The following is a 26,189-nucleotide window of genomic DNA, read 5'->3' on the forward strand; positions in this document are numbered from 1 at the left end:
TTAAGGGGATGAGCCAGCACAAGCATGACCCGGCCATGGCGGACCGTGTGCAGTCCGATGTTGCGGCCGCACGCCAAGCGCTGGAGACCGAGCGAGCCGTTGCAAGTCACCGGATCGCCCAAGCGCTCGGCCTCGAACAACCCGAAGAGGCGGCATTGGCCGGGGTCATGTCAGCCAACGGTGGGAAGAACCGGGTCCCGGTCCTGTTCGTGTCATCGTCCATGCCGGTCGAAACTTTGCGCACCTATGCAGGGCAGCTTGAACGTGTTGGCGGCGTGATGGCCTTTCGCGGCATGCCAGGCGGGATGCGGCAGGTAGCGCCGATGGCGAAATTGTCTGCCGCGATCCTGCGTATCGATCAGGGCTGCGAAGGTCCGGCCTGCGCCATGCGCGACGTGCAGCTGATCGTCGATCCGCTGGTCTTCCGGCAACATCGCGTCACACAGGTACCCGCGCTGGCGATGATCCCTGGCGATCCGACCAAGCCCTATTGCGAGCGCGACGAGGCCAGCCCCCGCGCGGCGCATCTCGTGCTGGGCGACGCCGCCCTGTCCGGGCTCCTGGAGGAATATGGCCGCCTTGGCGGCAAGGCGGAGGTGCAGGATGCTCTTGCTCGCATGGCGCGCCGGTAACCGGGTCTGGCACGAACTTAAGGATCTGCCGCTGCGCGCCGCCGTTGCGCTGGGCGCGAGCGGTCTGGGGCAACCGGCGCGCCCGGGGCAGCTCTTCAAAGCCTATGGGATCGTCCTGCCGATTGGTCTCTTCGCCTGGTGGGCGATGCCGCAGATCACTCTGGTCATGACGCCCTCTATCGATGCCTGGGTTGTGCACCGCTCGCCCGGCCCGGTCCGCCGCGGCGACCTCGTCTCGTTCATGCTCTCCGACCCGGTCGCTGGCCCCGCACCTGTCGCTGTCACCAAATATGCCTTGTGCATGCCCGGCGACCGGATCGTCATGGTCGAGAAGCCCGCCACCCTGGGTACGGGCCGCAACGGTTTCTATCATTGCAATGGCCAGCTCATGGGCGTCGCCAAGCCTGTAGCGCGCAGCGGCAAGGCGCTCGACCACTGGCGGCCGCAAAGTCCGCGCATTCCCGATGGCATGATCTTCGTCGGCTCAAGCCATCCCGATGGATATGATAGCCGCTATTATGGCCCGGTCGCGATCGAGCGGCTTACCCGCATGGAGAAGCTGCTGTGAAGCGCCTCCTCCCGCTGGCCGCCCCGCTCCTGCTGCTGCCGGTCAGCTTCGCAGGTGCGCAGGCCACATCGTCCGGTACGGGCGATCGCGGGGCGCGCGGCTATTGGTGGTATGAGACGCCCAGATCCGACGTTGCGGAAAAGGCTCCAGATGATGCCGTCCCCAAACCCGTCATTCCGCCGATGGTTGAATTGGCCAGATGGGCGCCGCCCCGGATCGCCAAGCTGATCGAACAGCAGCGCGATTATGCCGCGACGGTGTTGACCATCGACGCGGTCGCGGATTTCTGGCGGCTGCAGGACTTCGCCCGGCGCAAGGCGCGCGCCTTTGCCGGCGTCACCCAGCTTGCCATGCTGACCCACCCCGAACTCAATGCCCGCGCCGCCAATCCGATGGTAGGCGAAGCCCGCGATGCGCTCGGCGCGCAAAAGGATCAGGTCCGCCGCCACTATCTGCGCGCGCATGCCGGCGAATTTGCGCTCGTCATGTTCGCCCGGGAGTCCTGCGGCTATTGCAAGGTGCAATGGCCGATCGTCCAGCGGTTCCAGGACGAAATGGGCTGGCAGGTCAGCCTCATGGATCTTGATAGGAGGCCTGACCTCAAACAGCGCTTCGGGGTCGAGGTGACGCCGACAACCATGATCGTTCGCCGCAACAGTCCCCAGCGCATGGTGATCGCCGCGGGGGTCGAAACCTATCCCAATCTCGCGCAGATGGCCTATCAGGCCGTGAGACTACTGAGCGGCGATATCCGGCCCGAACAATGGCTGACGGGAGCCGGCGAGGAAGATGGCTTCTTCGATGCGCTCGCCAACGGGCCGGTCTCTTCAACTGATCCGCGCGTGATCGGCGGCGACCTCATCGACGCCCGGGAGCCCAGGCCGTGACGCGCTTCGGGAAAGCCCGGTTCGCCTGGGTGCTGATGGCGGTCTGGGCGCAGATGCAATCAATGGCCGATGCGCTGCACACAGATCGGGATCTGGCGAGGCGAGCGGCCATTCATCCGGTCTCGACAGCTGCGGACATGCGGCTTTGGCTCGCGCGCGTGCCGGCCACGCGCGACTTTCCTGCCGATTTCGACGTCATGCTGCGTGGCCAGGCCGCGCTCTACACTATCGAGATGAGCACATCGCCAGGCTGCCTGCCCTGCGGCGATCTGTGGAGAAAGTTGTCCACGTTCCGCGCCCGCTACGGCTGGCAGGTTCGGGCGCTGGGGCAAGAGGAAGCCATGCTGCGTTCCGGGCGCCTGGGCCTGCCGTGGGTCGGAAACCCGGTCGCTTGGGCGCGCCCGCTTAGCGACCCTAACCGCATGGTGCCGATCGCGATCGGTACCGATCATGGCGCCAATATCGCACGCAATGCCTGGCTTGCCGCCCGGATGCTGACGGGCACCAGGGCAGCAGTCGGCGTGCGCGCCATGTCGAAATTTACCGGGATCGTCGGCGTGAGGGCGCCGACCTCCTCCAGCCGAAAGCGACGCTGATCATGGCGGGGCGGCGTCGCTTGTCCATTTTCATGAGGAAGCCTGCCATGGGACATCATCCACATCGTCTGATCCTTACGCTCTCCATCATTGTCGCCTCGTGCGGTCACGCCGCCCCTGCCTATGCGCAAGGCTGGGCCGAAAGCTGGTTCGATAATGTCACCTATACTTCGCCCGGCAGCTTCGAGGACCAGACCCGCGGCTATGTGACCGCAGGCGGCATGTCGGGCCGGGTCGATGTGCACGACGATTATCTCATGAGCCTGACCCTGCCCAAGGTGAAGGCGGGCTGCGGCGGCATCGACATGTTTTTAGGCGGCATGTCGTTTCTCGACCCCGACTATCTGGTCCAGAAGCTGGAAACGATTCTGCAGGCCGCGCCGGCCGTGGCTTTTCAATATCTGCTCGAAACCCTGGATGAGAAGATGGGCAACATCATCTCGAAGATGGAAGCCGCCACCAATTATCTCAATTCCATCCAGGTGAACGACTGCCGTCTCGCCAACCGCATGGTCCAGATCGCCAAAGGCGACGATAACATGTCGGGGATAGTCGAGGAGATGACCGGCTACAAGTCGATCCGCGAAGGCTATGCCAATAGCTGGCAGCAGAGCCGCGAGAAGATCCAGGCGAATAAGGGCAATCCGACCGAAGATCTGAAAGATGCCCTCGCCAACTGCCCGGCCGAGGTCACCGACATCTTCAAGACCGGCTCACTGCTCGCCCATGCCGCCGCGCGCGTCGGCGCGTCCGACTGGGCAGGCGTGATGCGGGCGCGCGTGGGCGACGTCTATATGCGCTGGGACGCTAACGACAAAGTGCCGCTTTTCTCGGCCATCCCCGCCTGCCCGCGCCAGGACACCGAAAGCGCCGATGATTTCCTGACCGGGCGCGTACCGACCCGGGCGCTCAACATTCCCGCGACCGTCTCGGACTGCTCGGTGAACGGCGCCGGGCGCGGCGCACTGGTGCTGGCGCGCGAGCGGATGGACGCGATCGCCGTCAAGATCCGGACACGCGCGGCGCTCACATCTGAGGAAAAGCAGTTTATCGCCAATGTGCGGACCTTGCCGGTCTATCGCCTGCTCGAATGGGGCGTGCGGCAGGGCCTCACCGACAGCGTGATCGCCGATACCGACGAACTGGTCGCCCTGACCCTTGCCTATCAGATGCTCAACGATCTCACCCGCTCTATCGACTTCGCGCTCCAGAACGCCGAGCGCGGCGCGACCATAGCTGGCGCGGCAGACGCGGAAAACACCAACATCTGCCAGACCCGCATTCTGACCAAGGGCATCGAGCAGCTCCGCGAGCTGCGCGATGAGGTGCTGCGCCAGCGCGCGCAGATGCGCCAGTCCTATATGGCTGCCATGAGCCAGGCGAACCTGTCGGCAAGCTATGCCGGGGTCGTGCGCCAGCGTGACCGCGATGCCCGCGACGCCGCGGGCGCCAACGCCAACCGCAACCGGTGAGGCGAGCCATGCGCCAACTCATTCGCCTGGCATGCGTCCTGTTCGGCCTGCTGAGTGCCTCACCCGCTCTGGCCATCGATGCGAGCTATCACACCTGGGACGGCTTCTCCGAAACCGTCGATGCGTTTCACCTGGTGGCGATGATCTTTGGTGATCCCCGCTATGAGACGCTGGTCGTCATCATCGCGGTGGCCGGCATCGCGTTCGGCGCGGTCATCGCCAGTATCCGGGGATCGGGCATGGGCCTGGTCGCCTTCGGGTTCCAGATGCTGGTCGGCATCGGCCTATTTGCAGGCATGATCGCCACGACCGGCACCGTCCATATCTATGACCGGGTACGCAATGCCTATCAGCCGGTCGGCGACGTTCCCAATCTCATCGTGCTGGTGGCTGGCGTCACCAATCTGATGGAACGGGCGCTGGCTGAAACCATCGATGACAACACCACCGATCCCAATGCCAAGCTGGAATTTGGCGCAGGCGGCCATGCGTTCGACCTGTTCCTCAACGCAGTGTCGCCGCGCAGCCCGATCGTCGATACCTTCCTCGACGCGAGCGTGAAGGATTATGTGCGCCAATGCTATCCAGTGGCGCGTGTGTCTCCGGCCTATGGCGTCGATGACGATCAGCTGTTCCGGACCTCGACCGACCTCCCTGCCTCCTTTGCGGCGATGGCGGGCCCTGCGACCTTCTCGACCGTCTTCACGCCGAGCGACAAAGCGGGAACGACGATGAGCTGCGATGCAGCCTGGGCGTATATCGCCGACCGCCTGTCGGATGCCACATTGTTCGATGCCTATAGCGACCAGGTCTGCGCGCGCACCGGGTTCGATGTGAACCAGGCGAGCCAGCGCGATCGCTGCCGCCAGCAGATCGATGCGCTGGGTGACATGATGCTCGGCCAATCCATGAGCCGGCAAAAATTCCTCACCAACATCCTGCTCGGCCAGACCGTCGGCGACGTCCTGTTCGAGGATTCACCGGCGGCGACCGCGCGGGTAATGGCGAACCGGGCGATCGAGTCCAACGGGCTTGCGACGCTTTCGACGGCCAATGAGTGGATGCCGACCATCCGGGCTTCGGTGTTCGCGATCATGCTGATGATGATGCCGATCGCGCTGCTGTTCATCCTGACGCCGATCAACCTGCGGGTCGCAAGCTTTGCGCTGGGCCTGTTCGTCTTCGTCGCGCTGTGGGGCGTGATCGATGCCGGCATCTACCAGCTGACCCTGGGCCGGGCGATGGACGTGTTGGCCGAACTGCGCGCGACCAACGTCGCGGCCGATAGCTGGATCCTTGCGCCATCGGCCGCGATGAAGGCGCTCGCTATCTTCGGCTCGTTCCGAACAGCAGCGGCGGGCTTGGCAGGCGCGTTCGTGTTCACTGTGTTCCGCTTCTCGGGCAATATGTTCACCGCCTTCACGTCGGGTATGCTGGGTGTCCAGGGCCAGGGCAGCATGGCGGCGGCAACCGTCGGGACAAGCGAGGGCTACGCCTCCGCGCTCGAAGCGCAAGCTTCGGCCGGTGGCACGATGGCGCGACGCTCCACATCAGCGGGGTTCGGCGATTTTGGCGAGCGCAGCAGTTTTGGGCTCGATCGCGCATTTTCTTCAGCCGGGTCGGTCATCGGAGAACATGGCGGCGGCGCGACCGGAACTGCGGCGTTCGGGCTTGGCCGGGCCGATGCCGCGCGGGAACTGGGCGGGCTCTCTCCTGCCCTTGCCGGGCGGGATTTGAACGATCCTGCCACGGCCAGTGCGATCCGGGCCAATGCGGCGACCTCGGCGATCCACAATTTTGCGCAGGGAGATGCGCTGCGCAAGCTTGGCACGAGCTATTTCGGCGAAGGCCAGGGCGGCGAACGCGCTTTTGCCGCGTTCGCGCAGAATATGGTGCAGTGGAAGGCGTTCGGCGACAGCCAAGCCTATGAGATGATGCAGTCGGGCGCGCAGCGGCATTTTGAACGCAGTGGCTATGATGCAAAGGATGCGGCGCTCAAGGCGTCGACCGTGATCGCCCAGGCCGGTGCTGATCCAACCTTCGCCAAGATCACGGCCAACGCCTTCGATCAGGAACAGATGCTGCGCAATGACCTGACTGCCGCGCAGACGCAGGCTGGCGCGATGGAAGGACGACGGGACTATGCCGGCGACAGGGTTGCGGCGGTCGAGCGCGGCAATGTCGCGACGGAACAGGCCCATCGCACCGGGCATAATCAGGGGCAGCGCGAGGCCGCAGGGATGCTCGGCCTTTCCGTCACCGAGACCAGCCGGCGCATCGGGTTCATCAATGCGCTTTCGGGTGAAGCGCGATCGACCGCGATTAGCCAGTTGTCGCGTTCGACCGGGCGCAACGAGGCCCAGGTGCTCCGCGCCCTGGAAAGCTATAATGCCGCCGTGCAGGTGGGAACCGCAGACGGCGCTACGGCCGAGGCGACCCGTGAAGGGACCAGCGTCTATGGCCGCACACGCGAAGCCGCCGGTTATGATTTTGCCGAGCGGTCGGGCAAGCTTGATGCCCAGCGCGAGATCGGTCCTGATGGCGTGCGCAGCTCCGCCCAGATCGGTGAGCAGCGGCGTCAGGCGGATAATGCCGGTTTTGCACAAGGCGCTGCTGCGGCTGGCGTGTCGGCGCGCGAAGCCGCGCGTCTGGATTCTTTCATCCGCGCGCTGGCGGGCACTGCCGGAAACCAAGTCGATATGGCGCAAGGCGGTGCGGAAGGCATCGCCGATCGCGCACGCAACGAGCGACTGACCGGCATCGTCGACAAGGAGCGGCTCACCCGCACCCAGGCTCTGTTGCGCACTCATGGCGTGGAGCTGTCGAAGCGCCAGATCGCGATGGATCAGAATGGCGACATCGGCCTCAACCTGACGCCGGAACTGGCCGCACAGTTGTGGCGCGGGGGACTCATCAACGAAAGCCAGCTTGGCGCGATCGCCAATGGCGGGCACGCCCGGTTCAGCTTTGCGCATAATGATCTGCTCGTCTCCAGCAGCACCGGGTTCAGCCAATCTGCGCGCAACGACACCAGTACGCGGTTCGAAGCCGGCAAGCAGGCGGGGCCTGACACGATCGAGCATTTCCTGGGCAGCGGCGCGCAAGGCCAGGCCGCCATGGCCGACTGGTTGCGCGGCGGGTTCGAGATGGATCGGCGGGGTGACTGGCGGCTGAAACCGCAAGTTGCCGATACACTGGAACGCGATGTCACCGCGATCATGGTTCAGACCGGGTGGCAACGGTCGCTCTCGAGGTCCGCGGAGCATTCGACAGCGGATAGCCAGAGCATCTCGGGTGATCTCACAGCTTCAGCATCTAGGGGAGTTGGTACCGGTGGTAGAGGCGGCGCAGAAAAAGACAGTGGCAAAGGTAGCGCCACAGGCTCGTTGAGCGGCAGAGTGAACGCTGACATTTCCGATAGAGGGATAGCGGCCGTCTCGGCCCGATCATCAATCGACGTCGTGAATTATGATGTTCGGGAGGCGATCGCGTCCGCAGAGAAAGCAGCCTCTCGCTCAGGGCGTCCAGAAGAGGCATTCGCCAGAGAACTGGGCGAACGGGTTCTCGGCAATGACGGGATTCGTAACCGGTATTTGCAGCAGGCCGATTCAGGACGGGGTACGGTCGATGTCACCGGTCCGGTCACCTCGATGGAGCAGTCGTCGATCCTCAGTTCGGGGCGGTTGCTTTTCGATCGCGACCACGGAATGGCGGACGGGGATGCCAGCTTCAAGGAGCGCCGGGATCCATGATGTCAGTCCTGAATCACGCCGATGTGTCGAAGATGCATATCGCCCGATCTCGGATCGGATGGATCGGTATAGGGATCCATGACAGGTCTTTGCGAAGCCGGTCCTGGCGTAATCACCCATTCTCCGCAAGCAACCTTGGCTTTCAAAAATCCATAGCCGAGAGCCGCCACGACCGTGATCGGATTGAAGACGAAAATGAGCAGCACCATGGTGTTGGCCACGGAGGTATTCGTCCGGTCATACGGGATGGTTATCATGATCTCGAGGCTAATCCAGTACAGCAGCGCCGTTGCCCAATAGAGCTTCGCATACCATGGTCGCCAAAACCAATCGGCGGCACGCGGCGATGGCGCGCGCGCCTCATCTGCCTGTTCGACGTGATCAAAATCCTGCATCTGCAGAGCCTTTCCATCTGGAAAAATAGCACAGGTTCATCCGACTGGAAACCGATCCGCCTCGATCACTGTGGACCAATCGCCCATGGCCACCGCAAGTATCTTGCCCCCTCCTTTCCTCCCCCCCTCCATCGGGCTTTGTTTTACGGTTCCAACAAATGGGCGTACTTCAAATCCTGGACCCAGCCGCGATGAAGAAGAAGCGGCCCAGTCGAGATGCACCTCCCAGTCTTTCTACCGAAGCGGATGCCGCCATCCTGCGACTTGCCCGCCTCCTGGGTCGTCAGATCGCGCGCGAACTTGATCAGGAGCGACAGCAGCGAGAGAAGCGCACGGACGTCCCGCCAAAATCGTGCGAATGAGGTTTGCCTGTCCAGCCCTTTCAACATCAGATGAACCATTTTCGGGCGAATGTTACGGCAAATATGCTGATACTCCTTGCTGGTGTCGGCGTATTTTTGCGCCGAACGGCGGTGCAATTGCGATCTTGCCCACGGAATGATTTTATCTGAAAATCACGGTCTTTCCGAAGGACGATCTTGTGCCTGCGTTTGCATTCTATCTTATCTTTAACGAGGGCGAGCCATCGATGAGGCTGGTTGACGTGCCAGATGTTGACGCTGCGAAAACATGGGCAATGAATGCGATCAGATATGAGTCATTGCACAGCATTCGCTTCTGGGACGGTGTTCGCATTATCGAGGTGAAACGCCCTGCGATGCGGCAACCCAGACAGAAGCCAAGCGATGCAGAGGAGCGCGGAAAGCGTATGATTGCCATGAAAGCCAAAGGCATGAAACAGCGCGAAATTGCCGCAGCATTTGGGATCAGCATCGGCCGGGTGCGCGATGTCATGTCACGTGAGGAGGTGCGTGCCCGGGAGGAAGCTATTCAAACCAACCGTGCCGCATTGTCAGGCCGGGCCAACAACGTGTTACGACATTTAGTCATCGAGCCGGAAGCGGACCCTGCCGAGCGCGACCGGCTACTTCCGAAGCGGGTTGCAACATTGACGCGGGGTAAAATAATGAATGTAGGCAATTCGGGCAAAGTCACTCTTGCCGAGATTGAGGCCTGGCTGTGGGAACGAGGCCTTTGTCTTAGCGCCGGCATTCTTCCGTGTATTCGGGGCCGGGTCAGTGGGTTGGGCCTGTTGCAGCGTGCCGCGAAATGGCACGACGATCTGGGTATGCCGCATCTTTGCGCGCAGGTTAAGGGTTTCAAATGGGAGTGGGGTGAATGCATATGTTGAGACTGTCCAGAATGTCCGCTTCGAGAGACAAAATCAGGGAAGCCGACATTTGGAGCGCTTGAGCAGACAACAATTCTGCGGCAGAAACGCGCCTGTTTCAGCCGCCCAAGCGCTGCTCGGCAAGGCCCGATAGCGGACGGTCTGTCTAAGATGACGCCAAGTGGTCGATCTTACCTTGAAAGCATCTCTCAATCTTAAGCGTTGCCCGCCACGTCCATCTCAACAACAATTCCGCACCATCCTTTTGCGGCAGTCATCTTTTCGGTCACGACGACGCCGCCAGCGACCTCTTGCTCGAGTGCGACACCTGTTGTCAGTGCCCGCCGCAATCCATCCGAGCCAGATCTGCTAAGAGGCCGTTTCGAAAGGGGTTGAGCAGCTGAGGCACATGTGATTCCGGGAGTTTGCAGACATCTCGGAGGCAGGTATGTGGACCCCAGCCACCCGCGCGCAGCATACGCGGGTCTCGAAGCGATACCAGACGGATTTGATCGACGCGGAGTGGCAGTTGATCGCAGTTTTTCTGCCGATGCCCGGTTCGACCGGACGACGGCGCGGATGGCCGATGCGTGAGATCGTGAACGCCATTTTCTATGTTCTGCGCGGCGGGATCGCATGGCGCTTGCTGCCGAAAGACTTTCCGCCATGGCAGACGGTCTATCGCTGGTTTGCCCGTTTGCGGGACGAGGCCGTGTTCGAGCGGATAAACCACGCGCTGGTGATGGCGGATCGTCAACGCGTGGGGCGCGAAGCCAGCCCGAGCGCGGCCATCATCGACAGCCAGAGCGTCAAAACTACGGAAAGCGGCGGCCCACGGGGCTACGACGCCGGCAAGAAGATCAAGGGCCGCAAGCGCCATGCCTTGGTCGATACCGATGGCAGGGCGCTGCTGGTCGAACCCCACACCGCCGATGTGCAGGATCGTGATGGCGGCGGCGCAGTGCTGCAAATCTCCCGCAGCCTGTTCCCGTTCATCGAGAAGGTCTGGGCCGATGGTGGCTACAACCATGAGCGCGTCACCCAGGCCACCAATATCAAGGTCGAGATCGTCAACAAGATCACCGGTCAGACCGGCTTTGTCGTCCTGCCACGACGCTGGGTCGTCGAACGCTTCTTCGCATGGATCAACCGAAATCGCCGCCTGGCCAAGGATGTCGAGGCTACGCTGAAATCCGCAGCGGCCTTCCTCTACGCCGCCGCCGCACTGCTCATGATCCGCAGACTGGCACGGTCAGCATGAGTTTCGAAACCGACTCTAAGGATAGTTCGAATGCTGCTCTTTGCCTCGTCGCCAAGGGAATCTCGATCGAGCTTGCCCATCCGCGCTAATAAGTTATCCGCCGCCTTGCGAGTAAGAACCGCGCGCGTCGCGTCTGAACCGCCGCGGCTGGGGTAAATGTCGCATTTGCAAAAATCCGCATCTCCAATGTCGATTTTCGTAAGCTTGTCGTGCAACTTCACCATTAGCGCGACCGTCCCTGCCATACGGATCACAGGTGCAACTCCGAGGCCAATCCTTGCCAGATCCTGCAGCGCCCTGCGTTGGAGATCCTGCGCATAAATCGGCCTTAGCGTTCCAACAAATTCGAGGCCGGCCACCGAGTCCCGCGTTTTCAGGTCCTTTAGCTGCCACTCAACACTATATTGTACGCCCTTGATGATAATAAATTCTGCAAGTGACGATTTAGGCGCGTCATACGGTAACAACTGACCTTTGACGGTCAAAATCTGCTGGGCGGCCATTTTCCCGTTTCCTCGAACAACTAAGTCGCAGTCCGGCGTGAGCAATGCCCAAAGCGTCGGAATACCCCTCTTGACGGGATCAATGTAAAGGTCGCCTAATCGCATTTCCTTGTTCGTTGCGGGCCGCGGATCGACTCGCGCGAGATGGTAGAGTTCCGCGATCTTGGTCGTTCTGTCCTTGTCATATGCACCGTCGATCAGCGCCGCATGTTTGTCGAGCTGCTCACGTGTGGGGCGCTTGATGACATCGGCTGCAGCGACACCGATTGCGCCTAGAAGGCATTCGCCGAAGAACCATTCAAGGTAATCGAAGAGGCTTAGCCCTTCTTGGTCCAACCGGAATCGGACAAGATAAGCAAACTCTTTGAGCGTGAGCTGCTCGATGTCGCTTTTCATCGCGAGCCTGCCTTTTTCTACGCTATCGAGCCAGAATTTGAGTGCGTCGTGCAGCTTTCCTCCGAATGGATGCGACTGAATGATGTCCAGCAGCACATCTGCCGAAGGGTCCGAAACCTCAATGCTCGCTGGCTTCTGCGGCGCCTCGTCGGCCGCCTTCGCGAGTTTGACGATCTCAGATTTCATAATGAAACCGAAGCGGCTTGCGAAGACCTTACCCTCGTCGCCTGATATACCACGACGGTAGTCTTCGGCTTGGGCGCGCACATTCTTGGACGACATCAGGATCACCGAAGGATGCCGCTTTGCCGCCGTTGACGGCTTCAGCAACTCTTCGAGACGCTGGATCGATGCGGATTTGGCTAATTTGCCTTCTTCCTCCGTCGGCTCCATGCCCGAGGTTATGTCGCCATCTAGATAGAAGTCCGCGAAGATCAGGTCTGGCAAGGGCGCCTCCGCATCGCCATGAGGCGTATTGCGGCCCACGAGCGACAATTTTACGTCCTTACAGCGACCAAGCATTTCCAGCAGCGGATCGACGTCTTGTAGATTGTTGCTCAGCCTTGTTGAGAATACCCCGTTGGGATCAAATCGCGGGTCTCGCGTCAGGATATACTGGCGATGCAGCTTCGAGACGACACTAATCAATTCGTCTTCGACATATTCGCCATTGTTCATTTGGGAAAGGGCGGATCGCAGCGAGTCTTCATCGACCCCCAGCTCGACAATTAGGTTCTTCCCATCGGCACTCTCGAGAAATTCATAAAGCGGACCATAATCGCCCTCATCGAGAGCAGGAACGTCGAAGGCGTCGTCTAGCAGCAAAATGTTCTTGATGCCGCTCGCCTTGATGGCGGTGATTATGCGCGTGTCTGCGATCATTTGTTGGTACCCATATCGAGGACGAACATACTGAGCCGCTCCTTGCGATGGCGGCCTACTTCTTTGTCGAGGTAGAGGGTCCAACCGTGATATTCCGCGAGTTCGCGCGAGATATAGAGCCCCAGACCCCGCCCCTGGCCCGGCGGCTTCGAACTAATGAAGGGCTGAAATATCGTCTCGGAGCGCTCTGGATCAACACCGGGACCGTTGTCCTCCACGGTTACCGCTTTCAGGTCTGGGTCTACCTCGATCCACAGTTCGGGGTTAAAGCCCGTCTGGTATTCATATTGCATCTTTAGCCAGTAGACAGCGTTGGCGACAAGATTTTCGATTATCTGGACCACCATGCCACGAACGGCCTTAATGATGAGTGGGCGTTCGGGATCGAAATGGACTTTGATCATGTGCCGCCGAAATTGCTCGTCATGCCCGGCAAGTACAAAGGCAATTACTTCATTTACATTGAAAGTGGATTTCGACTGGCGCTTCTCGCCCGTCATTTCGTCAAACGCAGAGACGCGCTTCTGGAGTGTCACCAGTTGATCCTCAAGCGAACGCATAGCGGCTTGCTTGTCTTGTGCGGCAGCAGACGCCAGAACGCGAAGCGTATGCCTGACCGCTCGATCAAGCTCGTGAAAAATAAACTCAGTCATCAGGCCAATGCCAGCCAGATGGAGGAACTTTTCTCGGTCGCTTTCTGAGCGAGCAACCGACTTGTCCAACGTCGCGACCATTGTCGAGCACTGATCCATCAGATCGCGCGCCTTGAGGCCTACCTCACGAGCCAACGGAAGCTGGTCGCCAGACAGGTTGCTCTGCAGATTTTTCAACGCATCGCCGAGTTCGTCATGCGTGCGACGAAACTGCTGAGCATTGGCAATCTCGTCGCGTTTTGAGGTCTTTTCCAGCGTATCGGCAGAGTTGATCAATTGACGCATGTCGATGTGAACCGCCACCATGAGCATCTTGCGCAAGGCAGCTTCCGCATCCGATTCGATGAGGCCTTGGCGATTCGTCTGCTCGCTCAGCGCCAAATGTGACGAATGGATCAAAACCTGGCCGATTACCTGGCCTCTGTTAAGCTTGAAGCCGGATTCGCCGAACGCGTTGCGATCCAGCGCCAACCAGTCATCGCCGGGCTCACCATAAGGTAGAACTCTGTAGCCGTGACGAAAAAGCATGGGACCACCGGCCCACTCGGTGATTAGGTTTCTGGTAGCCTGCTGCTTTTCTGTCAGGCCTTCGATCGCGTCAACGACGAGGCGATTATACCAATATATATCTGCTTCGAAAGGCCCGAGATCGATCAACGCTTGAGGACGGATCCGAATATTCTCGAAAGCCGCATGGCCCTTTTTTCCACGCTTTTTTGAATCGCGCTGAGCCATGGAGTAGATTTCGGCGCCACGATATGTCGCGGAGAGCGCCTTGTCGCGCATCCGGTAATGCGTCGAAACCTTGAGGACTGGCTCGCTCTGCCCATTCTCGCTCTTCTCGAACGAGAACCGGATCGTGCAGACCGCATGCGCTGCATCTAACAGCTTCTGCGGGACGGAAGGCACCAAGACGCGGCTGCCATTGTAACGGACGATCAGCTTATCCTGCGCGAGGCCAGTAAACGGATTTATCATCCTCGCAACGCGCCCACGGATCACATCGTCAAAACGGCCAGGCGTCCAGTCTGCATTGAGCATCGACACCTGCACGACAGTTCCCTGGTCGCTTGGCTTCCCCTTTTTTGGTCCCGCGACGGGATAGATATTGATTTCTTCGATCGGGACCTCGCGCTCGTGGGAGAACAGACCCCAATTTATTCGAAGCCGACCGATAAAAGGCTGTTCCGCAGTCTCGGAGGTAACAAGCAAACGGTCGCCTAGGCGCATCGTTGATAGGCGACCCACGCCCTTGTCGCCCAGAAACTGAGCACCCTCCATATTTTCAGCGCGGCGTGAGCGCGTTCCGATAGTAAGGAAGACCTTGTCTAGGTCCTCCAGCGACATGCCGCCGCCACGATCGGTGACCTTTATCCAGTTGTAGCGCGCATAACTGGCTATCAGCGCCACTCTGAAACGGTTCGCATCACCCTGGTATCGCTCGAGGCGAACCATGAACTCCGCAACTGCAGCACGCGGAGCGCTATCGATCAAGCCATCGCGCACGATTTCAAGCACGTCCTCTGGAGCAGCGCCTTCGTCCAATTCCTCTAACGCCAGAGCGTAACTGCTATGCCGCAGCACGATTTGCGCTTCGATCTCGATCTTTGGAGAATCGGCATCGACAGCATTCTTGATCAGCTCGTAAATTGCGACTTCATCCGAACTGATCAGTTCTTTGCCAAGTTCCAGGACTGTCCGAGCGGCAAACTTAAACGCCATTGATTATTGTCCACCCCAGCCGAGCCTTGCCTAAGAGCAAGATGCCGCATTCCCTAGTATCGGCCCCACTGCGATAATGAAGTCCGTAATCAGCCGCGTAAACCCCAAGGATGAGGTTTATCATTTGGCAAGGCAATCGCATCGATAAGCTCCTCCGATAAGGGACCGTCCGATCATAACGAGCAGATCAGACAGCCCTCCGGCTCGACGTCATCGACTTCGGCACCGGCAATCACTGCGGAAAGCGGCAGGTTTTCTCGGCGAGCTACGCGGTTCGCATTGGATTTCTCCCAGTTGCGCTCGATCGCCTCCATGCGCTCCGGACGCTCTAATTCTGCAAGCGACTCCCTGCTGCACCATGTGAAGCCGTCGCTGACTAGTGCGCTGCGCTCCTCATACCATTTGGCCTTCTCGAACAGGTCAGGATGCTTGCGCTTGAGTCGGACCCATTCGATCTTCTGCTGGTAGAAGCAGAAGTAGCAACCTGACCGCGAGCGGCCCCACTCCATGTAGGGCGGAAGGCCGAGACCGCTGTCCTCGAGTATCCGCATGATGTCGGCGCGGACGAGGCCGTCCTCCTGAAACGGGTAGACGGCAGTGATGTTTGGCTTGGTGCTGATGTAGCCGGTCCGGTTCTCGTCGGCGCGCAGGCCGACATAGTTGATCGTCGGATCGTCGCCGATGTAATTCTCGAATGGCTTCAGCTTCAGCATCTTCGTGCACCACCGCCGGTGGTTCGAAGGCAGCATGTCACCGTAAACCGCAAGCCAGTGTTCGAAAGTGTCCTCCGGGGTGGTCCGCGTAACGGGCTGCCCCAAGATGCTCTCCAGTCTCGCCATGTAGTCGTAGGTCTCGGGCAGTTCCTTGCCCGTGTCGTGGAAGATATATTCCATATCGCTGACGCGGTCGCGAAGATAGACGGCGAGCGCCGCGCTGTCCTTGCCGCCGGAGAGGCTGAGGATGTGACGAGTCTTCAACTGGCCGTCCTTGCATTCGGTTCGGGGACGACCTGGTCGTCATGCTGCATGCTCTCGAGCGACAGCAACGCGGCGACGGTGTCCAAGCTTAGGTTAGCATCCGCCGCCATCCGCTCGATGCTGTGGATCGCGATGACTTGGTCGGAGCTCAGCTCATCAAGATCGACGATGACCGATCGTTCCTCGCCGTCCGCGCGGGTCAAGGAGACGCGAACTGCCTTGCGCTTGGAAGCGTTCTCGCCAAAGGCGGCGGCCTCGACGCGCCGGAAGTGCGCAGCCAAGTCCGCGAGGCGCGATCGCCACATCTCGACGTCATGGTCGAGCCAGCGCGAGGGAGGTTTGCCGATAATGGCGCCGCCGAGAGCCTCAGTCCACGAGTCTTCGCCAAGCGCGCCGTCGGCCAGCCTGGTGGCGAACGTCCGCAGCTGCTGCTCGCGAATTCTGAAGACGAGCCCTGCGGCTCGGTCGATGATCGCGGCACGGTCCGGTGCGTCCAGCGCCGCGAGCGCCTCGATCCGCATTCCTTCAAGCAACTTGGGGTAGCAGCTGCGCAACTCCGTCACTGCGGCATCGAGTCGCTTCACGAACCGGGTCGCAAGCTCGCGATCGGGACGGGCATTCGGCGCGAACGGTTCACTGCCACAAGCAATTGGCAGCTCATCGAACACTAGGTCGATGGGACTCCGCGCCTGGGAAAGGACCTTTCTGACGTTGCGCGCCTCGATGCTCAGTGCAGATGAATGTTGGACGTGGAAAGGCAGCTCCACGCCAAATTTGATCAGCGGATCAACTACGGTCCTGATGCCACTTTCCACGGGTGGCTGACCGAGAAGGGCCGCGATCCGGTGGAAGACGTCGGCGCGGACCCCCTCGAGCGACACCCACTGGAGGGTGAAGTGTTCGGGCGATTTGAGCATGCGCATAAACGCGGCGCCGTCGAGCCTCGTGCAGTAGGTTCCGCGCTCGAACAACGCCACTCGATATCCCGCCGCGACTAGGTTTATGGCGAGAAGCAGCGAGCACAGGCCACGCCGGACACCAAAGGGTTTCGCTTCGATCTCGGCATAGAGGTCGATGAGCGCCACACGGTCGCCATCGTTCGCGAGCCGAGCCTGCATCGCGTCAAGCGCGGGACGTAGCCGCAATGGATCGGCGTCGAGGGGTGGAGGGGCTAAAGTCCAAACACCGCCCTCCTCGCGATGCACATTTCCTCGCCGCAGTAACGAGAGATAGAGCGCGCGCTCGGGAGGATTCTTGTTTGGCTTGAATCCCAGCTCGGGATCGAGCGGCCGATCGAACATAGAGTCTATCAGGCGCTGTCGCGCGCCGGCACCGGCCGTCGTCAGCGCGTGTCGGTTTACGAGTTCGTTCTCGACTTTCGGCGCCTCAGAGTAGACCGCGTCGCACAGCGTCGAGATGCGGACGTGGGCAGGATTCAGCAGCGGCTGCGCCTTGCCATTCCAGAACAGGTCCAGTGGATCGCTCGGAGCATGGCCTCGCAACCCCAGCGCCGATTCAATCGAGGCGCAAAGCTTCCTCTCCAGCTCAGCGACTGTTCGTTCGATCTCCGCGGCCGCGTAGGCGTCCTCTTTCAGTTCAGCTGCGTTTGCCACCACCCATCTGTGACGAAGCAGGTCGATCATCGGTTGACCAAAACTCACCATTCGTCGGGACAGCCGCAGCCAGCATCGTCGAATGCTCCGCGGTGACCTCTGCCGCCCATGCGCGCGCGATGCGCAGCTCATCGTCACTGCCGCAGATCACCGCAACCAGACCGCCGTCCGCATCGCCATGTCCGGCATACCCCGCGAGGGCGGAGGCATAGGTGCACCTAACCGCGAACCGCCGGTTGGTTCCTGTCGTCACCGAGTGCCGGCGCGCCAAGACGTGCGCGCGGATGGGCAGGGCCGACAGATGCCTGGGAAGTTCGCGCAGAACCTGCTTCGCATCGACCTCGCGCTCCGCGTCAGCCCAGATCGCCGAAAGGTCGACACGGCGGCTCGTCCATAGACGTAGCTCCAAGCGCCCTGGGCGTTGAAACAGCAGTCCTCCATCCGCCAGCCGACGGATTGCGCTCCCGACTTCGTCCGCAGAGAACGCCGGTACGAGGACGTCTCGAACGCTATCCATGGTCGCCGCTAGGTCGGGGGCATCGAGCAGATTCAGAACGCCGATGGTCTTGAGGACCGCGGTCTCGATCGGGTCTGCATCAGCCGCCCGTTCAAGGACCGCACCGATGCGATCCCACTCGCCCGTTCCTGCACGTGAGGTAAGACGATGACCGAAGGACGAGGCGACATAGTCGAAGAAATGGTGAATCCCGTAGAGGCCATCGACCACCGGCGTCGCTGCGGCGAACGCCCTGAGGCTGTTCGGCTCCTCGCTTGCGGCGAAACCGAACAGTGAGCGCTCGTTCTGGCCGAAGGTCGCGAAGAACCGCGCCATGACCGGGACAGCGGAGGGATGGACCGGCCAGCAGCCGGCTGCGGCGGCGCCGTTACGAGGTCCAAGCCAACCAAGTGCGCGGACGCGCCGGACGGCATCGTCGTGCGCCTTGCGGACCTTTGCTGGCAGTAAAGCTTCCTCGACGCCCAGCGCCGCGGACAGAAGGGCGGCCGTATGCGAGAGGGGATGGTCGAATACCAGTTCCTCGAAACGCTCGGCTACCTTCTGCCACTCGGTCCGTCGCGCGGCGCGCCAGTCCTCGCCGTAAGATTGGAAGCCCTTATGGAGGATGAGGATTACAGAGAGCGGCACGTCCCCAGAGCGAGAGGCCGCCTCGGCTAGCGCCTGCAGCTGGTAAACGTCGGCGCCATCGTCATCGCCCGTATTCTCAACGAACTTGCCCATCTCGTCGACGACAAGTAGCAGGCCATCGAACTGGCCTGTGGCGTGCAGCCTGTCGCGCAACTCAACGATCGCTGCGAAGGGATCCTCGACCGCTAGCACCTCCCCTGATGCTTTCGTGCCGAGTAGGCCCTTCGTGGCGACGGCCTTGCGGATTGAGGATGTCAGGGCAGACGCAAGCCCGTCACGCGACCCGGTAACGAGAAGCGGAAACATGCGGGGCGCGCCGCCAATGGACTCAGCAAGCTGGCACACCGGCATTGCTTGGTCGCTCAGCCGAGGGTCGAGTGCCTGGACTAGCGCCAGGGCCAGCGCAGACTTACCCACTCCAAAGTCGCCGATCACGCGCCAGGCCCTGCGGGTTGAGCGTTCCTGCAGTCCGGTGATGACTTCGGAGGCGACGCGCTCGAGCCAAGGCGTCAAGACGAACGAGCGTCCCGCAGCTGGATCGCTGACATCTCTTTCCAGCGCCACCGACCGGTAGAACATTCCGGGCTGGCCTAGGAAATCGCCGACGGTCGTCGCACGGCTCATGCGTAGATCTCCCGGAGTCTTGCATCCGGGTCGGGTGTGCGGACGGCCGTGACGCTTCCAGAATCGCCGGACGGCCGATAGCTCCACAGAGCATTTGTGCGGTCCAGATGGTCGCGCAGGTCGTCGGCTTCGAGTCTTAACGTTGCGCCTGGGGAGCCTTCCGCGTGCGCAATATCCCTGAATGAGACGACGGATTCCGCGCCGTGCCGTTCCTGCCAGAAGCTAGCGATCGCATAATCGACGACCGCGGCGCCGATCTCGGAGATGGGGATGCGCGATAGCGCGAACACAGGCTCGATCCGATCGACACCACCGCGTCGCCGGCCAAGCCTGGCGACAAGACCCAGATCTACGAGCGGCCCGTCGAGGGCGTCCTCCGGCGAGGCCGAGCTCAGTGAACCAAGATAGCTGTGAAGGAAGATGTCGCCGTGCTGGACCAAGGTCACGTCAGAATGCCCATATCCGAGCCGCTGACCCTCGAGACGCATCTCCGCGAGCAATTCAGAGCGAGTGAAGTCGGGTCGCATACGGCGGTATAGGATATGGCGCCACGCGAAGAGGGGGCTCTCTACCGGCGTGCTTAGCTGCCAGTGCAGAAGCCACTGTGTTTCGACCCGTTCGATGTAGGGATCGAGGCCATCTTCCGCGAACACGGCCTCACCGAACGGCAACAGCTTCCAAGTGCCGCCCCGCGCCGAGGCTACACCGAACGCATCGAGCCAGAACCGCAGGGATCGCACCATGTTCTTGCCGAGGCCCAGCTCGAGGATCGCTCGCTCGTCGTCCTGGAGTGCTGCGGGATCTCTCGCGATCAGACGCACCGCCTTGGGGAGCCACGCGAAGCGGCACGCGAACGTCTCATGCCCGCTGAAGCGGGGGCGGATGGCAACGGCGTTCATGCATATCTCCGGACGGATTCGGCAGAAGAGAGGGCCGCGGCGATAAGTGCTCCAGCCTCCTCGACCTCCTGCTCCGTGTTCATCTTACCCAAACCGATGCGCACCGCACCCTCCCTCGCCCAGTCGGAAAGACCCATTGCCATAAGGACATGCGAGGGCCCAGGCACGCCGGACTGGCAAGCCGCGCCGGTCGATACCGCTACACGACCCCACAGACGGCTGACGGCGACATCTCCTGGCACGTGAGGGGTTGAGACGTGCAGGCTCCCGGCCAGCCGTTGGCTGGGACTCCCGTTGATTCTTAGCCCCTTCAACGCATCGAGCAGGTGCGCCTGAAGTGCGTCGCGCATCAGCAGCAGGCGCGCTTCGTCGTCGCCGGACTCCTCCACTCGCAGTTGCGCAGCGAAGGCAAGCGCCGCCGCCGATGGCACGTCGGGGCTGCCGAATACGTCGTGGGCCAAGGCGGCTGACGAAGTTGCCAACGTGCCTATGAGTGCGCCGGCGCGACGGGGACCGTAGAGCTTGGCTCCGCTGACGACGACGAGATCGGCGGCGACGACGTGCTTCATGTTGATGCGCCCGGCGGCTTGACTGGCATCGATCAGGTGTCGCGCGCCGCTGCGCGAGACCAGCTCGCCGATGGCTTCAAGATCGGTGACGGTGCCGACCTCGTTGTTCACCGCCATGGTGCATAGGAGATCCACTCCATTGTTCAGAGCGCGCTCGATGGCTTCGACTTGGGGTGCCCCCACCCCGTCGACCGGAAGCACGGTCAGGTGAACGCGTCCATCCCGCTCAGCCCGGTGCAATGATGAGAGGAGAGCGGGGTGTTCGACCGCTGTCGCGGCGATCCGAGGGAGGCGTTTGCCGGCACGAGCGATCGTGTCTTCGATAGCGAGCCAGAGTGCTGGAGATGCGCCAGGGGTGAACGTGACGTCCGCGGCATCACTCCCAAGGGTGTGAAGCAGGGCCTCAGCGGCTTCGTCCAGCTCACGCTTCGCCTGCACACCCGCGGCGTGCTCCGAACTGTTCGCATTGCCCGGTGCTGAGAGCATGGCAAGGCCGTGACGCTCCACAACGCGCGGATCGATGGGTGTCGCGGCCATGTTGTCCAAGTAAATAATCAAGTTACGCCCGGCCCCATATCATGCTGGTTACGCTACACGACGGCGATTTGCAGGTCACGAGCTTATTGCATCGGCCAGGCCTTTTCCGCCATATGTGTTGCCAAGCCTGTCGCCTGCGGCTGTATTGACTTAATGCATGAAATAGCGACCACGCCTGACGGATCCAACGGGAGGGAAGCGAGGCACAATCCGGACTGGACCCGGGACGAGACGATCCTTCTGTTCAATCTCTATCTGCGTGCGTCGCGTACGGAGAATACCCATCCGGAGGTGATCGCGCTTTCGCTGGTCCTTCGGGCCGCCGACCAGTGCTAGGAGCACGCCATTACGCGTGCTATGGCTGTGGAGACGGCTTCCATTTCCGAGTGGTAAGTGTGACTTGTAATGAACGGTGCAGGGCTGTCAGCGTGACATACGTTGACAATTTGCCGCGTATACGCCATCTACAGACTTACATGAGTGAATTACTGGTCGGTTCGGATTGCGATTCGGGCTGTTTGTGGGTCGCTCTGCGGTACGTTACGGTCGGGTAACCGGTGTTAGGTGCGTATATGCGGAGATCGTACTGTGCAGGCGCAGGTTTGAAGCTCGTCTCAGTCCTTCGCGAAGGACTCTAAAACACCCCCTGCTAGACCAGCCGGTCGCAGGGCGTAGCGTTTAAATGGAGATCTCCACGTACGCTCGATTTCCCGCTCACTACATCCTGCAATATGTGGCCAATTGCACGTCCATTTACGTTCATTACGTCAAAATGGAACCCGGGGTCGCTCTTTACCCCGTAGACGTGATATGCATTGAGCAGATGGAAGCCGTCTTTGCGACTTTCTAGGCCGATCGTCTGAACAGTCTTGTGGAAATGATCCTGCTGAAAGCCGGTATCCGCATCGAGCATATAGGCGCCGGTAATACCGGGCTTTTTCGGATTGGCGAAATCGCTACGATAGAGCGCTACATGATAATCGGAGAGAATTTCTGCAAAGCGTGCGGGGTCAGCCTGTACTGCCTTAGCGATAGCGTGGCCGCCAACCCGCTGAAAATTACGATCAGGTGCTAGTGGCGCATAGAGCGATTTGACGCGCTGAGTTACGGCAGCCATCACGCCCTCAACGATGGGTTCAAAGTCATCGATCGCAGCCTTGAGATCCTTAGTCGCGGGGAGCTGGGGGCTAGCAAGGCGTAGAAACAGGACGCCGCGCCCGAGATGGTCGAATGCTTCGTCGAACATTTGGTCGGAGCAGATAAGGACGACAATCTGCGGGCGCGAGCGCGCACAGGCGCTGACGTTGGTTTTGGCGTGCTCGCAGGTGGCTCGACTTCGCTTGCCCTTACTCGCTTCCAGCGCACAAGGTTGGTCCAGCTTACGGCAGAAATTGGTCGCGCTGCCTTCGCCGAAGATTACGTTGTTGGCAGCGTGGACCAGCCCGCGCAAATACGCGGCGCGCTTCTGCGCTTTCACTGGATAGGTCCGGCCGATGATGCGCACAGATCCGGCCTGATAGGATTTCTGAAGCTCGGATGCTTGGCGCTCGACACCAGGATCGTCGAAGCCGCAAAGCAAGTAAAGCCGCTTTAGCGGGACCATCGAAGAGCGCCAGCCTAGCGAGCGTCGCGAAGATGCTTGAGCACGGCGACGGGGATTGACCAGCCAGCAGCTACTGCAGGCGGCAAAATATCGACAATCGCGAGCAATTGTTCGAGCTGGCCGGAGCCCCCGCGCGGATGCGCGACCGCGCGTACAGGCTTTGCTGCCATGATTAGCTTCGAAACCGGCGCACCAACATCGCTCGCCCACTGCTCCACGCGGCGCTGGACCTCGATGCCGTCGACCGGTGCGTCGGACGGCGCGCCTAGGACATAATTTTCGGCAATTTCGAGCCATTTGCCTAGCGCCGGCATCTCAGTAGCATCGGTGAAGCCAACTTTTTCGAGGTTCAGGAAGCGGCGCTTGCCATCGAGTGGACGAATGAACGCCGCCCAGACTGCACGGTGGAAGCGTAGCGGCGCTACGTCCGAAACAACATTCGTATCCGAACCGCCGGCGCCGAGCGGCGCGACGAAATAGACCCCGGCTGGGTCCTCGGTGATTACGAAGGTGTCTTGGCAATAGGCCTCGACAAAAGTGGCAAGGCGACGCCGGGTCTTTGGCAAAACAACCTTTTCGCAGTCTGCCAGGGCGTTCAGATGGCGTTCGAACGGTACGCCAACACGCTTGGCAAATTCTCCGCCGACGAAGGTCAAGCGTACGGGGGCTCCTTTGCGATCATCAAATGCAGCATCGACAAGCCCCGTCAGATATATCTTAATGCTATCGATTGAAGAAAGTTGTTCGGCTAGGTCGGATTCAGGGCTCGTCATCAGTGCACTAGTACAAGAAGATGGCCGATGCGCAAGGCGTGGCCCAGCTCAGTATTGTGGTCACTACGCATCATGAACGATTGTATCGAAGAAGCACAGTTAGTGATGAACCAATGTCAAGATTCAGCCCACGCCGCCGCCGGTGCGAATGTCCGCATTTAGGGGCACTGGTGCCAGACCAGTTGATGGAAACGGAATGATGGGTTCCGACGAGAATGGCGTTCACGCGCTAGCTGGCGAACGGCATAAGTTGATCGAATCCCGCCGGATTAGCAGAAGACGGACTGCACCAGCGTCGTAAATATATGTCGGCAGATAGCCGACTAAAGCCTACGGTAGCACGCCGCGAGGGTCGATTGATCACGATCTCCAAGCCCCGCCCATCGACGTTGGCCGACCGCAGGGCAGTATAGAATCGCGCTCCAATTTTGATCGTGGCCCAAGATTGGCAAGAATGGTCAAATCTGTAGACTGCCCCAAAGCTCATCTCTGGAGACTCCAAATGCCCCGCGTAGCGCTTTATGCCCGCTATTCCGACGATAAGCAGAGCCCTGCATCGATCGACGATCAGTTTTTGATATGCCGTGAACAGGCGGCGCGCGAAGGCTGGCGGATTGTCGCTAATTATAAAGATGCAGCGATCTCGGGCGCGAGCGTCATACTCCGTCCTGGCATCCAGTCACTTTTGCAGGATGCTCAGATGGGGCGCTTCGACATTCTGCTAGCCGAGGCGTTGGATCGGGTGTCGCGCGACCAGGCCGACGTCGCCACGCTTTACAAGAATCTCCAGTTCGCCGGTGTGAAGATCGTCACCCTGGCCGAGGGTGAAGTTTCTGAACTGCATGTCGGCCTCAAGGGCACTATGAACGCGCTGTTCCTCAAGGATCTTGCAAAGAAGACCCATCGCGGTCTGCGCGGCCGCGTCGAGAAGGGCAAATCCGGGGGCGGGCTTTGCTTTGGCTATGACGTCGTGCGGCGCTTCTCCAGCGAAGGCGAACCGGTCCACGGTGAGCGCAGCATCAATGCCGCCGAAGCTGAAGTCATTCGCCAGGTTTTCCGACAGTTCGCCAACGGGCTCAGCCCCCACGCAATTGCCTGCCGCCTGAATGACTCCGGGATTTCAGCACCAACGGGCAAGCTCTGGACATCGACCACGATCCGCGGCCACGCCAAGCGCGGCACCGGCCTGCTCAACAATGAACTCTATATCGGCAAGCTCGTCTGGAACCGGCTGCGCTATCTGAAGAACCCGCAAACCGGCAAGCGGGTCTCCCGCATCAATCCCAAATCCGAATGGATTGTGACCGAGGTTCCCGACCTGCGGATCGTGGATGAAGAACTCTGGCAGGCCGTGAAGGCGAGGCAAGAGAATATCGCGATCCAATATGTCGACGTCATCGAGGCAACACGCTCCGCCCATACAGCTCTTAATCGCACGCATCGCCCGAAAAGCCTGCTGTCCGGCCTGGTTTACTGCGGCTGCTGCGGCGGTCCTTATTCCCTTCGCGGGCAGGGGCGGTTTGCCTGTTCGAACCATGTTGATACGAAAAGCTGCGCGAACGGGCATAGCATCACGCGCGACAAGCTGGAAGCGCGCGTCCTTGATGGTCTGCGCGATCGGATGATGACCCCCGATGTCGCGGCAGAAGCCATTCGGACCTATGTCGAGGAGAGCAACCGGATCAACCACCAGCGCCGCGCGTCGGAAATCGCTGATCGAACCGACCTGCAGAAAGTCCTCAAGGCGATCAAGGGCCTTGTGACACTCGCAAAGGAAGGCAAGGGCACACGGGCGCTTGTCGATGAGATTTTGGAATTGGAAGCGCAGGAGGATGCGATCCGCGCCCGGCTCGCTGCGGCACCGGTGGATGTTCCAGACATCCATCCCAACATCTCCGAGATTTATCGGCGCAAGGTCGAGCGACTGACGCACGCACTATCGCAGCCGGAAGAGCGCCAGGAAGCCGCCGATGCGTTGCGGGCGCTGATCGAGCGCATCGACCTCACGCCCGGAGCGAAGCGCGGTGAGGTCAACGCCATGCTCTACGGCGAGTTTGGCCGGATCCTGGAGTGGATCGAACAGCGTCGGTTGGCCGAGAATGCACAAAGCCCCAACGCTTTGGCGTCGGGGCTTTGTGGAATGTCGGTTTCGGTGGTTGCGGGAGGGCGCAGTCCCCGTTGGTATAATTGGCCTCCTCCCCCGCCTTCCTTGCTTACAGCATTGAGAATTCCCATGAGTTGCCCGCACAACTCCGCGTAGACCTGCCCTCGGCCAGGGCCGGGCGAGATGATGATTTTCCCAACGATCGACCGAATATCCTGGGCCACCTCATCCCGCAGCGCTGGGTCTTTCAGAGCCTCAATCAGATATGCAACGCGCCGCCGGTATAGCTCGGCGACGTTCGGATGGATGTCCGGGACCACTACCGAATGTTCAACGTGTCGATGTTGCAGTTCATCACGCTGCTGTTCCAGATCGCTCAATCGGGCCTTCATGGAT

Annotated in this window: 20 protein-coding genes; 9 read left to right on the top strand and 11 right to left on the bottom strand. The window is 60.7% G+C overall.

The genetic code is table 11. The annotated features are described in order from the left end of the window. Positions 1–35 precede the first annotated feature (35 nt). Genes AC07X9_RS18260 through AC07X9_RS18285 form a run of 6 tightly spaced genes read left to right on the top strand, consistent with a single transcriptional unit; the run spans position 36 to position 7,907 of the window. Positions 36–632, top strand: a complete 597-nt coding sequence (locus AC07X9_RS18260; RefSeq protein WP_495197993.1) for a type-F conjugative transfer system pilin assembly protein TrbC — start codon at positions 36–38, stop codon at positions 630–632. Continuing rightward, positions 604–1,200 (top strand): S26 family signal peptidase, encoded by a 597-nt coding sequence (locus tag AC07X9_RS18265; RefSeq protein ID WP_086486263.1) that lies wholly within the window; start codon positions 604–606, stop codon positions 1,198–1,200. The genes AC07X9_RS18260 and AC07X9_RS18265 overlap by 29 nt, the downstream gene beginning before the upstream one ends. Then, entirely contained in the window at positions 1,197–2,087 is an 891-nt protein-coding gene (locus tag AC07X9_RS18270) for a conjugal transfer protein TraF (RefSeq protein WP_086486262.1), read from the top strand. Before AC07X9_RS18265 ends, AC07X9_RS18270 begins: the two co-directional genes overlap by 4 nt. Before the next feature lie 35 nt (positions 2,088–2,122). Next, the gene (locus AC07X9_RS18275; RefSeq protein WP_086486437.1) at positions 2,123–2,683 is read left to right on the top strand and encodes a hypothetical protein; all 561 of its coding nucleotides are present in this window, start codon (positions 2,123–2,125) and stop codon (positions 2,681–2,683) included. A gap of 47 nt (positions 2,684–2,730) precedes the next feature. Beyond that, a complete protein-coding gene (locus tag AC07X9_RS18280; protein ID WP_086486261.1) occupies positions 2,731–4,155 on the top strand; it encodes a conjugal transfer protein TraH in 1,425 nt (474 codons plus the stop codon). A gap of 8 nt (positions 4,156–4,163) precedes the next feature. Further along, the gene (locus AC07X9_RS18285; protein WP_086486260.1) at positions 4,164–7,907 is read left to right on the top strand and encodes a conjugal transfer protein TraG N-terminal domain-containing protein; all 3,744 of its coding nucleotides are present in this window, start codon (positions 4,164–4,166) and stop codon (positions 7,905–7,907) included. 2 nt (positions 7,908–7,909) lie between these two features. Here the strand turns inward: AC07X9_RS18285 and AC07X9_RS18290 are convergent, their stop codons facing one another. Then, positions 7,910–8,302 (bottom strand): hypothetical protein, encoded by a 393-nt coding sequence (locus AC07X9_RS18290; protein ID WP_086486259.1) that lies wholly within the window; start codon positions 8,300–8,302, stop codon positions 7,910–7,912. A gap of 143 nt (positions 8,303–8,445) precedes the next feature. Beyond that, positions 8,446–8,781, bottom strand: coding sequence for a hypothetical protein (locus AC07X9_RS18295; protein ID WP_086486258.1), 336 nt, complete (start codon positions 8,779–8,781; stop codon positions 8,446–8,448). Positions 8,782–8,891: 110 nt separating this feature from the next. On the opposite strand from AC07X9_RS18295, the gene AC07X9_RS18300 reads away from it, so the two are divergent. Both AC07X9_RS18300 and AC07X9_RS18305 read left to right on the top strand, forming a co-directional pair. Then, entirely contained in the window at positions 8,892–9,554 is a 663-nt protein-coding gene (locus tag AC07X9_RS18300; RefSeq protein WP_086486257.1) for a hypothetical protein, read from the top strand. Positions 9,555–9,981: 427 nt separating this feature from the next. After that, positions 9,982–10,794: an IS5 family transposase gene (locus AC07X9_RS18305; RefSeq protein WP_086485423.1), complete on the top strand. Its 813-nt coding sequence runs from the start codon at positions 9,982–9,984 to the stop codon at positions 10,792–10,794. On the opposite strand, the gene AC07X9_RS18310 is transcribed toward AC07X9_RS18305, so the two are convergent. The 9 genes from AC07X9_RS18310 to AC07X9_RS18350 form a co-directional block, all read right to left on the bottom strand. After that, complete coding sequence (locus tag AC07X9_RS18310) at positions 10,743–12,575, bottom strand: hypothetical protein (RefSeq protein ID WP_086486256.1); 1,833 nt, start codon at positions 12,573–12,575, stop codon at positions 10,743–10,745. The genes AC07X9_RS18305 and AC07X9_RS18310 overlap by 52 nt on opposite strands. Beyond that, positions 12,572–14,950, bottom strand: a complete 2,379-nt coding sequence (locus AC07X9_RS18315) for a sensor histidine kinase (protein ID WP_086486255.1) — start codon at positions 14,948–14,950, stop codon at positions 12,572–12,574. Before AC07X9_RS18315 ends, AC07X9_RS18310 begins: the two co-directional genes overlap by 4 nt. Positions 14,951–15,123: 173 nt before the next feature. After that, positions 15,124–15,927: a phosphoadenosine phosphosulfate reductase family protein gene (locus AC07X9_RS18320; RefSeq protein ID WP_086486254.1), complete on the bottom strand. Its 804-nt coding sequence runs from the start codon at positions 15,925–15,927 to the stop codon at positions 15,124–15,126. Next, on the bottom strand, positions 15,924–17,570 hold the full coding sequence (locus tag AC07X9_RS18325; protein WP_086486253.1) for a hypothetical protein: 1,647 nt from the start codon (positions 17,568–17,570) through the stop codon (positions 15,924–15,926). Before AC07X9_RS18325 ends, AC07X9_RS18320 begins: the two co-directional genes overlap by 4 nt. Then, positions 17,524–19,308 (bottom strand): ATP-binding protein, encoded by a 1,785-nt coding sequence (locus AC07X9_RS18330; protein WP_140159635.1) that lies wholly within the window; start codon positions 19,306–19,308, stop codon positions 17,524–17,526. Before AC07X9_RS18330 ends, AC07X9_RS18325 begins: the two co-directional genes overlap by 47 nt. Continuing rightward, positions 19,305–20,207 carry a DUF4007 family protein gene (locus tag AC07X9_RS18335; protein ID WP_086486251.1) on the bottom strand — a complete coding sequence of 301 codons (903 nt, stop codon included), beginning with the start codon at positions 20,205–20,207 and terminating at the stop codon, positions 19,305–19,307. Before AC07X9_RS18335 ends, AC07X9_RS18330 begins: the two co-directional genes overlap by 4 nt. Continuing rightward, positions 20,204–21,334 carry a cysteine desulfurase family protein gene (locus AC07X9_RS18340; protein WP_086486250.1) on the bottom strand — a complete coding sequence of 377 codons (1,131 nt, stop codon included), beginning with the start codon at positions 21,332–21,334 and terminating at the stop codon, positions 20,204–20,206. Before AC07X9_RS18340 ends, AC07X9_RS18335 begins: the two co-directional genes overlap by 4 nt. A 628-nt stretch (positions 21,335–21,962) precedes the next feature. Further along, complete coding sequence (locus tag AC07X9_RS18345) at positions 21,963–22,916, bottom strand: hypothetical protein (protein ID WP_086486248.1); 954 nt, start codon at positions 22,914–22,916, stop codon at positions 21,963–21,965. A gap of 14 nt (positions 22,917–22,930) precedes the next feature. Continuing rightward, positions 22,931–23,689: a hypothetical protein gene (locus AC07X9_RS18350; RefSeq protein ID WP_086486247.1), complete on the bottom strand. Its 759-nt coding sequence runs from the start codon at positions 23,687–23,689 to the stop codon at positions 22,931–22,933. 502 nt (positions 23,690–24,191) lie between these two features. Here AC07X9_RS18350 and AC07X9_RS18355 point away from each other — a divergent pair. Next, positions 24,192–25,949, top strand: coding sequence for a recombinase family protein (locus AC07X9_RS18355; protein WP_086486246.1), 1,758 nt, complete (start codon positions 24,192–24,194; stop codon positions 25,947–25,949). The last annotated feature ends 240 nt before the right edge of the window (positions 25,950–26,189 follow it).

It is taken from the genome of Sphingobium sp. GW456-12-10-14-TSB1, assembly GCF_059424385.1.